Origin of the sequence: Streptomyces sp. NPDC005262, assembly GCF_042872425.1 — a bacterium.
Taxonomy (GTDB): Bacteria; Actinomycetota; Actinomycetes; order Streptomycetales; family Streptomycetaceae; genus Streptomyces.
The window spans coordinates 89,417-103,415 of the sequence record NZ_JBIAKK010000022.1 but is presented as its reverse complement, the minus strand read 5'-3'; the positions used below and the strand labels follow the sequence as shown (position 1 = coordinate 103,415).

The 13,999-nt window shown below is 67.5% G+C and carries 13 protein-coding genes and 2 pseudogenes; 5 read left to right on the top strand and 10 right to left on the bottom strand.

What is annotated here, in order from left to right:
* Window positions 1-238: 238 nt before the first annotated feature.
* Window positions 239-670: pseudogene (locus tag ACFYP5_RS35420) on the top strand (DinB family protein); the annotation flags it as partial.
* A gap of 296 nt (window positions 671-966) precedes the next feature.
* On the opposite strand, the gene ACFYP5_RS35415 reads toward ACFYP5_RS35420, so the two are convergent.
* Both ACFYP5_RS35415 and ACFYP5_RS35410 read right to left on the bottom strand, forming a co-directional pair.
* Window positions 967-1,596, bottom strand: a complete 630-nt coding sequence (locus ACFYP5_RS35415) for a CHAD domain-containing protein (protein WP_389043456.1) — start codon at window positions 1,594-1,596, stop codon at window positions 967-969.
* Between the two features lie 30 nt (window positions 1,597-1,626).
* Window positions 1,627-2,583, bottom strand: coding sequence for a Ku protein (locus tag ACFYP5_RS35410; protein WP_389043448.1), 957 nt, complete (start codon window positions 2,581-2,583; stop codon window positions 1,627-1,629).
* 152 nt (window positions 2,584-2,735) lie between these two features.
* On the opposite strand from ACFYP5_RS35410, the gene ACFYP5_RS35405 reads away from it, so the two are divergent.
* A complete protein-coding gene (locus ACFYP5_RS35405; protein WP_389043445.1) occupies window positions 2,736-2,945 on the top strand; it encodes a hypothetical protein in 210 nt (69 codons plus the stop codon).
* A 241-nt stretch (window positions 2,946-3,186) separates the two neighbouring features.
* Here ACFYP5_RS35405 and ACFYP5_RS35400 read toward each other — a convergent pair.
* Window positions 3,187-3,396 (bottom strand): annotated as a pseudogene (locus ACFYP5_RS35400) (hypothetical protein); the annotation flags it as partial.
* 49 nt (window positions 3,397-3,445) lie between these two features.
* Between ACFYP5_RS35400 and ACFYP5_RS35395 the strand changes: the two are divergent.
* From ACFYP5_RS35395 to ACFYP5_RS35385, 3 genes are all read left to right on the top strand, one after another.
* Window positions 3,446-4,573: a PP2C family protein-serine/threonine phosphatase gene (locus tag ACFYP5_RS35395; RefSeq protein WP_389043443.1), complete on the top strand. Its 1,128-nt coding sequence runs from the start codon at window positions 3,446-3,448 to the stop codon at window positions 4,571-4,573.
* Window positions 4,574-5,254: 681 nt separating this feature from the next.
* Entirely contained in the window at window positions 5,255-5,806 is a 552-nt protein-coding gene (locus tag ACFYP5_RS35390; protein WP_389043441.1) for an alpha-L-rhamnosidase N-terminal domain-containing protein, read from the top strand.
* The gene (locus tag ACFYP5_RS35385) at window positions 5,713-6,525 is read left to right on the top strand and encodes an alpha-L-rhamnosidase C-terminal domain-containing protein (protein ID WP_389043439.1); all 813 of its coding nucleotides are present in this window, start codon (window positions 5,713-5,715) and stop codon (window positions 6,523-6,525) included. The genes ACFYP5_RS35390 and ACFYP5_RS35385 overlap by 94 nt, the downstream gene beginning before the upstream one ends.
* Before the next feature lie 288 nt (window positions 6,526-6,813).
* Here ACFYP5_RS35385 and ACFYP5_RS35380 read toward each other — a convergent pair whose 3' ends face one another.
* The 7 genes from ACFYP5_RS35380 to ACFYP5_RS35350 form a co-directional block, all read right to left on the bottom strand.
* A complete protein-coding gene (locus ACFYP5_RS35380; RefSeq protein WP_389043438.1) occupies window positions 6,814-7,017 on the bottom strand; it encodes a hypothetical protein in 204 nt (67 codons plus the stop codon).
* Window positions 7,018-7,572: 555 nt separating this feature from the next.
* Window positions 7,573-8,601: a LacI family DNA-binding transcriptional regulator gene (locus ACFYP5_RS35375; protein ID WP_389043436.1), complete on the bottom strand. Its 1,029-nt coding sequence runs from the start codon at window positions 8,599-8,601 to the stop codon at window positions 7,573-7,575.
* 87 nt (window positions 8,602-8,688) lie between these two features.
* Window positions 8,689-9,009, bottom strand: a complete 321-nt coding sequence (locus ACFYP5_RS35370) for an L-rhamnose mutarotase (RefSeq protein ID WP_389043433.1) — start codon at window positions 9,007-9,009, stop codon at window positions 8,689-8,691.
* A 64-nt stretch (window positions 9,010-9,073) separates the two neighbouring features.
* A complete protein-coding gene (gene rhaS, locus ACFYP5_RS35365; protein ID WP_389043430.1) occupies window positions 9,074-10,159 on the bottom strand; it encodes a rhamnose ABC transporter substrate-binding protein in 1,086 nt (361 codons plus the stop codon).
* A 125-nt stretch (window positions 10,160-10,284) separates the two neighbouring features.
* Entirely contained in the window at window positions 10,285-11,331 is a 1,047-nt protein-coding gene (locus tag ACFYP5_RS35360) for an ABC transporter permease (protein ID WP_389043427.1), read from the bottom strand.
* Window positions 11,324-12,379 carry an ABC transporter permease gene (locus ACFYP5_RS35355; RefSeq protein WP_356394874.1) on the bottom strand — a complete coding sequence of 352 codons (1,056 nt, stop codon included), beginning with the start codon at window positions 12,377-12,379 and terminating at the stop codon, window positions 11,324-11,326. Before ACFYP5_RS35355 ends, ACFYP5_RS35360 begins: the two co-directional genes overlap by 8 nt.
* Window positions 12,376-13,905, bottom strand: coding sequence for a sugar ABC transporter ATP-binding protein (locus ACFYP5_RS35350; protein WP_389043425.1), 1,530 nt, complete (start codon window positions 13,903-13,905; stop codon window positions 12,376-12,378). The genes ACFYP5_RS35355 and ACFYP5_RS35350 overlap by 4 nt, the downstream gene beginning before the upstream one ends.
* Between the last annotated feature and the right edge of the window lie 94 nt (window positions 13,906-13,999).

Genomic DNA, 13,999 nt, shown 5'->3' with positions numbered 1-13,999 from the left:
CCCGTTACGAGAAACGCGCCTACATCTACCTCGGAACCGTCACCCTCGCAGCCCTCACCATCTGGCTCCGAACATGATCCAAGAAACAGTGCCTAAGAGGTTGTCTCACGTGGCAAGTTCCGCGAGCTTCTTGTGCAGCTCGGGGCGGTGGCTATGGCCAGGCTTCGGCTCTGCCGGTCGTTGCGGTCCACGTACGGGATCTTGAGGCCGCGAGTAGTCCATGGCAGGCTCATGCCGCATGATCGATGAATTCGCGAAGGACAACCTGCTCGGGAGACTGCGGCGGGACCGCAAGGCGCTGCTCTGGAAGCTCGACGGCCTGTCCGAATACGACGCCCGCCGACCTTTGACAGTGACCGGGACCAGCCTCCTCGGCCTGGTCAAACACGTGGCCAATGTCGAGGCCAGGTACTTCGGCGAGGTCTTCGACCGGCCGTCCCCGGAACCGCTGTCCCGGTGGCAGGACCACGACGGCAGCGATCTGTGGGCAGCTGAGGACGAGGCGCGCGATCAGATCATCGAGTCCTACCGGCGCACGTGGGAACACTCAGACGCGACGATCGACGAGCTTGCCCTCGATGCCCCCGGCCACGTGCCGTGGTGGCCGGAGCCTTCTCCCAACACGAACCTGTTCGCCATCCTGGTCCACGTCCTCGGCGAGACCAACCGGCCCTGGGTCCAGGACTTCATGCGTCCGGCGTCGTCGTAGGCGTAGGTGTTGGTGCTCGCCCCCGCCGTCCACGGTCTCCGTGGCAGCGGCGCCGGCCGGCCCGGGTTCCGCGTCGGCCGCCCCCGCTGCAGGTCGGTGAGTTCGGCCGGAACCGTTGCCTCTCATCCGCCCGCAGAGCGGCAGCGGCCCGCCAGGCGGGGACAGCGCCAGTAGTAGTCCTTGCAGCCGACCTGTCGACGCCGCCGGCCCGCCGGAAGTCGCCTCGGCGTGTCGCCTTGCAGGGTTCCCCGGATACGTCAGCGACGGAGAGCCTTGCGCCGCCCCGCCGTGCGGGCACGAGCCCACACCTCGGGAAGCTGCCGCTCCCGGGCGCCGGCTGCGGCCCTCTCCTGACCATGCAGCAGGCGCCAGGTGAACCCGGATTCGCCCGCCGCGTGCGCAGAGACCGCGAGCCAGCGCAACGCGTCACATGTCACGACGCTGTCGTGCTGGGAACCGCTCACCTTCTGTACGTCCTTGACGCGCTTGCCGAGACGTCGCACAGGCTTCCCGAGGGCCGGGCGGGCCGCCTCCGCAGCGTAGCGGAGCCTCTTGGCGACCTTGCGGGCGTTGTGGATCGCTGCGTCACGCTCCGGCCCGGAAGGCATGTCGAGTGCACGATCCATCCGCTGAGCGAGCCGGTCGTACTCCTTCAAGAGGGCCTTGACCAGGACCTTCTCGGGCTTGCCGGCTGCCTTTGTACGCAGCGGCGGGCCGTCGGCCAGCAGCTTCAGCTTCTCCAGCAGGTCCAGGTAACGCGGCGAAGCGAGCGCATCGAGAGTGCGTCGACGGCCCCCAGCCCGCCGCGCCGCCTCCCATGCCTGCAGCCGTGCGTTGACGGGGCCGAGGACCAGCTCGCCGGGCAGTTCCCCCACGGCGGAGGTCAGACGACACCGAGCTCGGGTTGCTCGGGCCAGTCAGGCACTGCGTGGCTTCCGGCCGGTACTCTTCTTCGCTGCCGTCTTCTTCGTCTTCTTCGTCGTGGCTCTCTTGGCCGCCGACCTTTTGGCAGGTGCCTTCTTGGCCGTCTTCTTTGCGGCCGCCTTCTTGCGGGGTTTCATCTCGTGGACGGTGGCGTGTTCGCCGGTCTCGCCGCGGGACTCCTTGGCCCTCTGCACGGACGCGTTCAGGGCTGCCATCAGGTCGACGACCTGCCCGGGCTGCTGCTCCTCGCCCTCGGCCGGTTGGGCTGGCTCCTTGCCTTCCCTCTTCGCCTCGATGAGCTCTTCCAGGGCGTCCCGGTACGCGTCACGGAAGCCGGAGATGTCGTCGATGGCCATGCTGTCGGCGAGCTGTACGGCCTGCTCGATCTCTTTCTCGCCCAGCTCGGGTTCCTTCGGGGCCAGCTCGGACGGGTCGCGGATCTCGTCCGGCCACCTCATGGCGTGGAGGACGATGACGTCGTCCCGTACCCGGAGCAGGCCGAGGCGCTCGCGGTTGTGCCAGGCGAATTTCGCGATGGCAGCCTTGTCGGACCGCTCAAGTGCCCTGCGCAGCAGGGTGTACGGCTTCGCCGCTACTTGCCCGTCGGCTGCCAGGTAGTAGCTGTCACCGATCCGCACCGGGTCGATCGTGTCGGCGTCCACGAACGTCACGATCTCGATCGCCTTGGCCGTGGGAAGGGGTATCTGGTCGAGCTCTGCGTCCGTGATCGGGACGATCTCGTCCTTGGTGAGCTCGTAGCCCTTGCCGATCTCGTCCTGCGTAACGACCTCGCCGTCGATCTCACACACCTTCCGCGTGCGGACCCGGCCCATATCCTCCAGGTGAACCTGGTGGAATCGGATCGAATGATCCTCGGTGGCACCGACCACCTTGCAAGGAATCGTGACCAAGCCAAAGCTGATGGCCCCGCTCCAAATCGTCGACGGCATGCATACCTCCAGGACCCCCCCACGGGCCGGTCGGGCAGCAGTCCAGGCCGCGGCAGGGCCACCGCCCGTACAGCGATCCTTACGCCGGACCGGGGCCCGCGCACCTGGGACAGCCGGATGCGCCCGCCGTCGTCCCGGGTCAGGCTGGAGGGATGAGCGCGCCGATAGTCGTCCAGGGCCTCTCGCCCTCGGGCGGGCGGAGGGTCACGATCAACGGGCAGGGCGTCGGGCTCGCCCACACGGACAATGACCTAGTCGAGTTCCTGAGGCGGGCCGGTCTCGACGATGCCTGGGATCTCCTCGACGACGCGCACTGGGTCGAGTGGCAGGGCGGGCGGGCCCACCGGTACGAACCGGCGTGATCTATCCGAGTCGAAGACGTTGAACTTGTTGCTCCGGAGCGAGAAGCGACTTGGGTGTTTACCCAGCCCTCCTGAGGGAAAACAAAGGCAAACCTGCAAATTCATACATATTTCGATTGGAAACGTAGCAATAGTTTTGAAACAGGCAGCAGGCACTGTGGCTTAGACGGCGAACGGCGAGATCAGAAGGCATAACAGGGGCGAACTGAGCGGACCCCGTTTCATACAGAACTGGACAAGCTCAGCGACCTAGTCGTTTGCTCCCAGCCGAGCACTCCCCGCTTTCGCTCAGAAACCTGGGCAAAGTCCACGCAGCGGTGCCTAGCGCATCTCCTCCCACCGGAGGCTGCGCGTCCCAGGACGCAGGCCGATTGCTGGCCGCACCGTCGTCCGCCCACCGGAGGAAGTGACGCCTCATGCCGCCCACCCCCGCCGCCAGCATGGACCCCACCGCCATGAGGGTTGCCCGACTGCTCCCCGTGTTCTTGATCCTCGGTGGCATGGCCGCCAATCTCTTCGCTCCCGAGCCGTACATGGGCCTGCCTTTGCTGGCCGCCGCACCCCTTATGGGGTGCGTCGTCATGCGTACCCGCACAAACGTCGGCGTCGCTGCCGCCGCCTGCATCGCCAGTGTTGCCATCGATCTATGGATCGGCCGTCCACCACCCGCGACTCTGGTGGACTTGGGTGTAGTGGGTCTTATCGGCCTCATCGGACTCTGGGTCAACCACCTGATGTCTCGGCAGCGAGGCCACCTGACCGTGGCGCGCGACATCGCGGAAGCCACGCAGCGCGCCGTGCTGCCCTCACCGCCCGAACGCCTAGGATCCTTCACCGTCGCCGCCCGCTACGAACCGGCTCAGGCAGAAGCCAGGATCGGCGGGGACCTCTACGCGGTGCAGGAGACGCCCTTCGGGTTGCGTGCCATCGTCGGCGATGTGGTCGGTAAAGGCATGGGCGCCGTACCCGCTGTCTCCGCCGTTCTCGGCACCTTTCGTGAGGCCGCCGAGTCCGCCCCCGACCTTCGCGCGCTAGCGCAACGACTGGATCACGCGCTCGAGCGAGACTGCCATGCCGACGAGGAGGATGCCCAGTGCTACACCACGGCCTTGCTCGCCGAGATCCCGCCCGGCGACAGCACCGTCACACTGCTCTCCCTGGGCCACCCCGCGCCGTACCTTCTCCACGCGGGGAAAGTCACTCAGCTAGAGCCGACCGCGCCCGATCCGCCGCTCGGCACCGGGCTGCCCGAAGCTGGTCAAGACAACACCTCCGACACCTTTCCCCTGCCTCCTGACGCCACCGTTCTCATGCTCACCGACGGCGTACTCGAGGCCCGCAACCGACATGGGCACTTCTACGACCCCACCGCGACGCTGTCACGACGCACGCGCATCCAGCCGAAGGACCTCGTCGACGCCCTCGTCCGAAGCGTCTCGCGGTGGACCGACGGCGAACGCCAGGACGACCTGGTCGTGCTGGCACTTTCCCGCACGCCGGCAGGCCAGCAGGAGGCAGACCGACTCGCGGTCCGGACGCCATGGACGCCGGCCCCGTCCCCGCTGTGCGCACCCAACACATCACCTGCGCTCTCCCCGGCTACATCTCGAAACCAGCAAGAGTCCTGACCTTCCCCTCGGGTGTGGGCGGAGGGTCATCATCAACGGGCAGATCGTTGGGCTCGCCCACGATGACCTTTCCTCGTCAAATCCCAGAGGTGGGCCGGTCTCGACGTCGCCTGGATTTCCTCGACGACGCCCAGTGGGTCTGGTACGGGGTCGCCGTCGCGATCTGGATGTCCACGCCGCCCGGCCACACGCTGGGAAGGCGCCGGATCGTCGACGCGCAGGACGTCCGCGCTCCCGGGGTGCCTTACCGGCAGATCGCCACAATGATCAGGCCGGGTTGCCGTACAGCAGGACGCCGACGATCCCCGGCACACGTCACCCGGACGTGCGCGCGGCGACCACAAGGGCAAAGGAGCCGTGCCAACACCCGCACCCGCACGCGGTCCAGGCCCGCTTCCTGGGGCCTCTCCTGGGAGAGGGGCAGGGGCGGGCGCGCGTACCGGTACCGCATCGTGGTCTTCACGACGGCGTACGCGAGACGCCTTCAGCAGCAGCGCGAACTCGCCGCCCGCAGAGACCTCCTACCTGGCGGCGACGTAGCCTGATGTCGAAAGAGACCGCCGCCGAGCTCCCTGCCCAGGCCCGCGAGTCCGCCAGTGAAGCGGCCGCCACGCGAGAGTGTGGGCGGCGAGCCGCAACGACCCGAGCCCCAGACCCCCCGTCCCCCACCACAGGACCTCCATGCGCAGGTTCGCCCCGGCCGCAAGCGCCGAGGTCGTAGCAGGCTTCCTTCCTCTCGACGCCTGGCACGCCCGCTTCATCGGTTCCGGATCTGAGGCACCCCACCTGATCCGCGGTACCTTCGACGTCCACGGCACGGTGCGCCGCGCTCTGCTGCATTCCACCGCCTTCGGCGCCTATGACATCCGCATCAACGACGTCCCCGCCGACGACTCCGAGCTCAAGCCCGGCTGGACCAGCTGTCAGTGGCGTGTGAACCTCGACGTGGCCGACGTGACCGCGCATATCCGCCCGGGGCGCAACGCACTCGGAATCACCCTGACCGGCGGCTGGTATACCGAACGGTTCGGCTTTCGTGACGCGGCATGCCGCGTTTACGAGGGTGCGCCGGCCGCGGCCGCCCAGCTTACGCTCGACTATGAAGACGGGACGGTGGAGACCGTCATCACTCATGAACGGTGGCACTGGGCACGGGCCCCCGTCGTATCCGCGAGTCTCTACCAGGGGCGCTCACCGCAACCGGCCACGCGGCGGCCGCGTCGCGCTTGTTGACCCAGACCGAATGCCCTTCGTGGTTGTACCCGGTCACCATGGGCGCGACCACCGTGTGGGAACGCTGGGACTCCATGCTCGAGGACGGCTCGATCAACCCGGGCCAAATGACCTCATTCAACCACTACGCGCTGGGCGCTGTGGCTGACTGGCTGCACCGTAGCGTCGCCGGACTCGCGCCACTGGAACCGGCCTACCGCGTCATCCGGATCGCACCTACCCTGCTGGCCGGTCTCGACGACGCATCGGCATGGCACGAGACACCGTACGGGCGCGCCCGCGCAGGCTGGCGACGCGAAGGCGCGAAGGTGTACTTCCATGCTGAGATACCACCGAACACCCAGGCCATAGTTGAGCTCCCCTCCGGTACGCGTTACGAGGTCGGCAGCGGGGTTCACACCTGGGTAGAAGTCCATCCGCAAAATTCCCTGCCCCGAAGCCCGTTGAGTCTCCGCAGCAGCCTGGCCACGATCATCGACGACCGGCAGGCATACGAAGCAGTGCTGAACGCAATCCGAACCATCGATGAGTCGCGCGCTGAGACATTCCGCCGAACAACTCGTTGGAGGCCGGGCCGAGAGCTTCGGGAACCCTTGGACAAAGCTCCCGTCACCATCCTTGCGGCGGTGGAACAGGCGCTCGCCACCCTGCCGACCTGCGACCCGGTAGTCCAACAAGCAGCCCTACCGGCTCCTGACCCTGCCCGGGCTGATCACTGATTGCTGCCCGAACTCGTCGACGAGCAGTGGCCTGAGTGGCGTTGGGAACCGGCCGCTGCCCCGCGGAGCCGTCACCGGTGAGGAAGCCCTATGAGGCCTTCCTCACCGGTCACGGCTCCGCGGGGCACTCCGTCGTTTCGGTGTCTACCGGTTCCGCCCACGACTATGTACGCCGAGAACGGCCGCAGCGACCGAGCAGACCCAGTCGCGATTCTCCGAACGGCCCAACTCGGTTGCTGTCGAAGGGCGTCACTTGGCGTCGGCGCTCTTTGTCGGCGACTAAAACCGTCAGCGCAACGCGAGGGTCGTCGCGAGCCGGAGGGCGCCCAAGAGTTCGGCCCGGGTGCCGAGGCCGGCGGGGACTATGTCGAGGCCGGCGGCGATGGCGGGCTGTCCGGCGACCCCGATAGGCAGCGCCAGCCCTGCCGCTCCGGCTACGAAAGTCCCGATGACGTGTCTGCGGCTCAGTGCGCCGCGCGGCTCTGTGGACATGTCGAACTCCTTGAGTCATGTGGTTTTGCCTTGCATGGGGCCGCACTTTTGCGAACCCCTGGTCTCCACCCAGCGAGCCGAGCAGAGGCCATGTGCATGCAGGTCAGCCTCGGTTGACGGTGACGCCGTACCTGCCGCGGACAACCGTGAGTCGGGCGCAGCCGCTCTCGGCGTGGCCCTGACAGGCGCTGTACGCGCCTCGGTTGCACCCGTTGGGGCCGCTGACGGCGGTCTCCCCAGTAACAGGGAGGGTGATGGTGCCACTCGTCGCGCTCCCCGTCTCGGCGTGCAGCGTGGACGAGGAGGCTTCCGAAACCGACTGCCACTTCCCCGCGATGTCGCGGTAGAACGAGCTCCTCTCGAAAATGAAACGTTTCAAGCTTCTCCCTCGATATCCCATGTGTGTGCTTGCTCAAATCTTCCGACCGGTCTGGTCGGGGTCATCTCCTTGCCGTTGACCTGTACAGAGACCGGCTCTTTAGTAGGGCGCCCTGGGCGTGAGCACCGTGTACCGGAGTGGACTTCCCGCTACGGGAATGCCTGTGCCGAAGTGCGTCAGCGCAGCGTGAGGCTGGACTGACGTACGACCAGTTCCGGCTGGAGGATGACGTGTTCGTGCTGGTGGCCGTGTGAGCCCTCGTCTGTTTCCCGAAGCAGCAGCTCGGTGGCTTTGGCTCCGATGGTGAGGGCAGGCTGGCGCACCGATGTGAGGGGTACCGTGGCCGCCGCAGCGAACTCGATGTCGTCGTAGCCGACGATGGCCATGTCGTCCGGGACACGGACTCCGGCCGCGTACAGGGACTGCAACACACCGAGAGCCAACAGGTCGTTGGCGCAGAAGATGCCAGTGGGACGCTGCGCCAGGCCGAGGAGCCGGGCTCCCGCGTCGCGTCCGGCCGCGACGTCGAGACTTGCGGCCGGAATCTCCTGCAGGGCATGGGGAGGGAGGCCGGCCTCGGTCAGCGCAGCCAAGGCACCTGTGCGCCGGTCCTGGACCTGCGTCAGGTGTCCCGGTCCGCTGACGTAGGCGAGGGTGCGGTGACCCACCGCGGTCAGGTGACGGATTGCCAGAGCCCCGCCGACGACGTCATCGACGGAGACCGAACACCCGTCGTCGTCCCCCGCCACGCGGTCCACGAGGACGAAGGGGATGCCGTGGCGGCGGAATTCCCGAAGGTTGCGCCCGCCGGGGTCGGCGGGAGTGACCAGGACTCCGCGAACGCGCTGTTCGGCGAAGAGGGCGAGGTAGTCGGCTTCGTCCTGGGGGTTCTGGCCACTGTTGCAGACCATGACGCCCAGCCCGGCGGCCCTGGCGGCGCGTTCGGCTCCACGGGCGATGTCGACGAAGAACGGGTTACCCATGTCCAGGACGAGCAGCGCCATCATGCGGCTGTGGCCGGCCCGTAGTTGACGGGCGTGCTCGCTGCGCACATAACCCAGACCCGAGATCACTCTCTGCACTTTTTGCCGGGTTTCCGGCGAGACCCGCTCCGGCTGGTTGATGACGTTGGAGACGGTGCCCACGGAGACGCCCGCCTCGCGTGCCACGTCCTTGATACTCACCGTCCGTGCAGTACTCGTCATCCGTCCCACCTGGTCTCTCCTATCGGTTCTCCTCCTCTGAGCGAAATACCGCCTGAGGGCTTCATCCTACGCAGTCGGTATTTCCGGTCAGGCGAGATGGAAGACCTCCGTGAGCGGCCGCATGGCACCGTCGGGTGCCCGCCCGTCGAGTTCCTCGAAGAACTCCGCCATCTCGGCCTGCCAGCGGGCGTTCACCTCGGTGGCTTCCATGGCGACGCGGGCCCGGTCGAAGTCCGGGGTCTCCAGATAGCCGACGAGCAGCCCGTCCTCGCGCAGGAACAGCGAATAGTTGTGCCATCCCGCTTCGGTGAGTGCCGCCCGCATCTCGGCCCATACGTGCTGGTGGCGCTCGCGGTACTCCTCGATCCGCTCGGCCCGGACCTTCAGCAGGAAGCAGACGCGCTGCATTGTCGCCTCTCTCGGATGGGGTGGGGCCGCCGCACCGGTGGCGGCCCCACGGCTCGAACGACGCTCAGAACTTGAACTGATCGATGTTGGCCTTGTCGAAGACGGTCGGCTTGCCGAGCGAGACGACGCCGTCCTTGCCGATCGTGAACGACCCCATGTCGCCGGCCTTGAAGGTCTCCCCCTCGGCGCCGGTGATCTGGCCGGACTCCAGGGCGACGGCCGTGTGGGCGGCGAGTGCGCCGAGCTTGGCCGGGTCCCACAGCTCGAAGCCCTCGACAGTGCCGTCCTTGACATAGGCGCGCATGTCGTTGGGGGTGCCCAGGCCGGTCAGCTTGACCTTGCCCTTGTACTTGGAACCGGACAGGTACTGGGCGGCCGCCTTGATGCCGACGGTGGTCGGCGAGATGATCCCCTTCAGGTTGGGGTGTTCCTGAAGCAGACCCTGCGTCTGCTGGAAGGACTTCTGGGCGTCGTCGTCACCGTATGCGGTCTTGACGAGCTTGATGTCCTTGTACTCGGGCTTCTTCAGCTCGTCCTTCATGAAGTCGATCCAGGTGTTCTGGTTGGTGGCCGTCTGGGCCGCCGAGAGGATCGCGATCTCGCCCTTGCCGCCGATCTGCTTCGCCAGCAACTGGACCTGGGTGCGGCCGAGGTCCTCTGCGCTGGCCTGGGAGACGAAGACCTGGCGGCAGTCGGCCTGGGTGTCGGAGTCGTAGGTGACGACACTGACGCCGTTCTTCATGGCCTGCTTCAGAGCCGTGCACAGGGCGCCCGGGTCCTGGGCGGAGACGGCGATGGCGTCGACCTGTTGCTGGGTGAGGGTGTTGACGTAGGAGACCTGCCCGGAGGTGTCGGTACCGCTGCTGGTCCCGACCTCCTTGTACGTGGACCCAAGCTGCTCCACGGCCTTCTTGCCGCCGGCGTCCGAGGTGGTGAAGTATGGGTTGTTGACCTGCTTGGGCAGGAAGGCGACCGTGAGGCCCTTCTTGGTGGCCTTGTTCGGATCGGCCTTGCCGGTAGCGGCCGGGCCGGCCTCCTTGCTCGCAGAGTCCTTGCTGGTGCCCGAGCAGGCGGTGACGCCGAGGGCCAGGACGGCGGTGACGGCGAGGGCGGCTGTCAGTCGGCCGTTTCTGACGGTGGTGCCGTACATATGGGTTTCCTTTCGCTGCCGCGAGCGGCAGGGACTGCCGGGCGGACGCCCGAACGGTGACGAAGAGGGTGCGGGGTGGCGCGCAACCCCGCGGTGATGCTGTGCAGCGTGGGGTGCGAGAGGGGTCAGGGGGTGGCGGCCGATGGTGAGGTGGCCGTGGATTTCCTGCGAGCCCGGGCCTGGGCAACCTGGCGGCCGACGCGCGGGGCGAGGACGGAGATCACCAGCAGGACGCCAGTGACCACAATCTGGGACTGGGCGGAGACGTTGACCAGGCTCATGACGTTCTGCAGGGTGCCGAGCAGGAACACGCCAGCGATGGCGCCGCCCAGGGTCCCCTTGCCACCATCGAAGTCAATGCCGCCGAGCAACACCGCCGCAATGACGGAGAGTTCGAGGCCAGTGGCGTTGTCGTAGCGGGCGCTGGCGTAGTGGAGGGCCCAGAAGACGCCGGTGAGCGCGGAGATCACACCGGTGGTCACGAACATGGAGAGCTTGAGCCGCTTGACGCGGATGCCCGCGAACCGGGCTGCCTCCTCACTGGCACCCGTGGCAAACAAGGAACGGCCGATCGGTGTGGCATGCAGGACCACGACGGCCACAGCGAGCAGCACAGTGAAGGGGATAGCGGCGTACGGGATGAAGGTGTCACCGATCCGGCCGGCGCCGAAGTCGAGGTACTGGGTGGGGAAGTCGGTGACGGAGTCGGAGCCCAGGACGATCTGCGCGATGCCGCGGTAGGCGGCCATGGTGCCGATGGTGACGGCGAGCGAGGGCAGGCCGAGGCGGGTCACGAGCAATCCGTTGATCAGACCGCAGACGACGCCGAGCAGCAGGCACAGAGGAATGATCGTCTCGATCGTCATACCAGCGTTCCACAGCGCGCCCATCACGGCTCCGGACAGGCCCGCCGTGGAACCGACGGACAAGTCGACCTCGCCGGAGACCACAAGCATGGTCATGGGCAGAGCGATCAGGGCGATCGGAAGTGTGTTGCCGATCAGGAACGACAGGTTCAGCGCGTTGCCGAAGTTGTCGACGAAGGAGAACGAGCAGACCAGGAGCGTGAGAAGCAGGGCACCGACCGCGGTGTCCCAGCGGACTGCTCCACCGAGGCGGGCGAGGACCGGGGTCCGGGTGGCGAGAGACGGGGTCTTGGTCGTGTCAGGCATGGCGGGCGCTCCTCATCTGTGCGGCCTTCTTGCGCAGCCCTGCGGCCACCCGCAGGGCCAGGATCCGGTCGACGGCGATGGCGAGCAGCAGCAGGAAGCCGTTGATCGCGGTGACCCAGACGGAGCTGACGCCGATGGCCGGGAGCACGCTGTTGATGGAGGTGAGCAGAAGGGCGCCGAGGGCAGCACCGTAGACCGTGCCGGAGCCGCCGGTGAAGGCGACACCGCCGACGACGACGGCGCTGACCACGGTGAGTTCGAATCCGTTGCCGGTGGCGGAGTCGACGTTGCCGAAGCGGGCGAGGTAGAGAGCGCCGGCAAGGCCGGCGAGAGCGCCGCAGAGCACATACGCCGTCATGATCCGTGCCCTGACCGGGACGCCTGCGAGCCTGGCGGCCTCGGGGCTGGAGCCGAGCGCGTAGAGGTCGCGTCCGCTGTGGTAGCTCCTCAGGTAGTAGGCGACCGCGGCCAGTACGGCGACAGCGAGCAGGGCCAGGTAGGGCAGCACTGAGATCCCGCCGTGGCCGAAGTCGACGAAGCTCTTGGGCAGGGCGTCGGCGGTGATCTGCCGGGAGCCGACCCAGATGGAGTCGATGCCGCGGACGATGTAGAGCGTGCCCAGGGTGACGACGAGCGCAGGCACCTTGCCCAGGCTCACCAGGGCCCCGTTGAGGACCCCGAAGAGCGCGCCGAGGGCGGTCGCGAGCAGGATCGCAACGAGCGGGTTGCCGCCGTTCTGGAGGTAGATGCCGGCGGCGAAGGCGGAGATACCGAGGACGGAGCCGACCGAAAGGTCCACGTTGCGGGTGATCACCACCACCGCCTGGCCGACCGCGACGAGGACCAAGATGGTCGCGTTCAGCATCAGGTCTTTGATGCCCTGCTCGGACAGGAACTCGGTGTTGGACAGCTGAGTCACGCCGAGCATCACGGCGAGAACGAGGACCACGGCCAGTTCGCGGGCCTTGAACACCTTGTCGACGAGTCGTCGCGAGGCGACAGACTGGGGTGCGGGCTTGTGCCGCGCCGGGTCTGCAGTCATGGTCATGCCGCGTTCCTTCCTCGGTCGGCACGGCCGGTTGCCGCCGCCATCACGGTCTCCTCGGTCGCCTCGGACCGGGGGATCTCGGCGGTCAGCCGTCCTTCGTGCATCACCAGGACCCGGTCGGCCATGCCGAGGATCTCCGGGAGGTCGGAGGAGATCATCAGCACCGCCACCCCCTCTGCGGCGAGCGAGGACAGCAGGCGGTGCACCTCAGCCTTGGTGCCGACGTCGATTCCGCGGGTCGGCTCGTCCACAATCAGCACCTGCGGGGCGGTGGCCAGCCACTTGGCGAGGACGACCTTCTGCTGGTTGCCGCCGGAGAGCGTGCCGACGACATCGGCGAGGCGGGCGTACTTGACCTGGAGCTTGACCGCCCAGTCCACCGCCCGATCGCGCTCGGCGCCGCGGTTCATCAGCCCCGCTCGGGTGGTCGTAGCGAAGCCGGTGAGGCCGATGTTCCGCTCGATGGACATGTCCATCACCAGACCCTGGGCACGGCGGTCCTCGGGTACGAGGGCGAGGCCCGCGGCCATCGCCACACTCGGCGCCCCTGATCGCAGCTTCCGGCCGAGGACCTCGACCTCGCCGCCGTCGAACCGGTCGACGCCGAACACCGCGCGGGCCACCTCACTGCGTCCCGCTCCGACCAGCCCCGCGAGGCCGACGATCTCACCACGGCAGACCTCGAAGGAGACGTCCGTGAAGACGCCCTCCCGGGTCAACCGGCGCACGCTGAGGGCTACTTCACCAAGCTCGGTTTCCTGCTTGGGGTACAGCTCGTCCAGGTCGCGGCCGACCATGCGGCGCACGAGGTCGTCCTCGGTCAGGCCATCGAGGGGCTCGCTGGAGATCAAGGCACCGTCGCGCAAGGTGGTGACGCGCTGGCAGAGCGCGAAGATCTCCTCCAGGCGGTGCGAGATGAACAGCACCGCCGCGCCCTGCTCGCGCAGCGTCTTGACGACGCCGAACAAGCGGGCGACCTCGCTGCCGGTGAGCGCAGCCGTCGGCTCGTCCATGATCAGGACGCGGGCGTCGAAGGAGAGCGCCTTGGCGATCTCAACCAGCTGCTGGTCGGCGATCGACAGGCCGCGCGCCGGCTGGTCGGGGTCGAGATCGACGCCGAGGCGACCGAAGAGATCGGCCGCGGCCCGCCTGACCGCTGGGTGATCCACCCGACCGAGGGAGCGGCGGGGCTGGCGACCCACGAAGATGTTCTCCGCCACGGACAGATCAGGGAAGAGCGTCGGCTCCTGGTAGATCACGGCAACACCGGCGTCGCGGGCACCTGCCGGGCCGTGGAAGTCGACGGGCTTGCCGTCGAGCAGGACCGCGCCCGTATCGGGGCGGTACACACCTGCGAGAGTCTTGATCAGGGTCGACTTGCCTGCACCGTTCTCGCCGGCGAGGGCGTGAGCCTCACCGGCGTACAGCCGCAGCGACACGCCGCGCAGGGCCCGGACGGCGCCGAAGGACTTGCTCACCCCCTCCAGCGCGAGCACCGGAGTCGTCTCCGGTTCGGGGTGCGTCATGGGTGTTCTCCCGTGCTTGTGCCGAGCAGAGCGCTCGACATGAAATGTTTCAGTGGGGTTGCCGGGAAGCTAGCCGTGCCCCGCCGGAAGCGTC

Excerpts from the sequence above, each read along its gene's own strand:
- ACFYP5_RS35410 (WP_389043448.1), bottom strand. The coding sequence starts at position 2,583 with ATGCCGTCGACGATTTGGAGCGGGGCCATCAGCTTTGGCTTGGTCACG.
- rhaS (WP_389043430.1), bottom strand. The coding sequence starts at position 10,159 with ATGTACGGCACCACCGTCAGAAACGGCCGACTGACAGCCGCCCTCGCC.
- ACFYP5_RS35390 (WP_389043441.1), top strand. The coding sequence starts at position 5,255 with ATGCGCAGGTTCGCCCCGGCCGCAAGCGCCGAGGTCGTAGCAGGCTTC.
- ACFYP5_RS35350 (WP_389043425.1), bottom strand. The coding sequence starts at position 13,905 with ATGACGCACCCCGAACCGGAGACGACTCCGGTGCTCGCGCTGGAGGGG.
- ACFYP5_RS35395 (WP_389043443.1), top strand. The coding sequence starts at position 3,446 with ATGGCCGCCAATCTCTTCGCTCCCGAGCCGTACATGGGCCTGCCTTTG.
- ACFYP5_RS35375 (WP_389043436.1), bottom strand. The coding sequence starts at position 8,601 with ATGACGAGTACTGCACGGACGGTGAGTATCAAGGACGTGGCACGCGAG.
- ACFYP5_RS35370 (WP_389043433.1), bottom strand. The coding sequence starts at position 9,009 with ATGCAGCGCGTCTGCTTCCTGCTGAAGGTCCGGGCCGAGCGGATCGAG.
- ACFYP5_RS35380 (WP_389043438.1), bottom strand. The coding sequence starts at position 7,017 with ATGTCCACAGAGCCGCGCGGCGCACTGAGCCGCAGACACGTCATCGGG.
- ACFYP5_RS35360 (WP_389043427.1), bottom strand. The coding sequence starts at position 11,331 with ATGCCTGACACGACCAAGACCCCGTCTCTCGCCACCCGGACCCCGGTC.
- ACFYP5_RS35355 (WP_356394874.1), bottom strand. The coding sequence starts at position 12,379 with ATGACCATGACTGCAGACCCGGCGCGGCACAAGCCCGCACCCCAGTCT.
- ACFYP5_RS35405 (WP_389043445.1), top strand. The coding sequence starts at position 2,736 with ATGAGCGCGCCGATAGTCGTCCAGGGCCTCTCGCCCTCGGGCGGGCGG.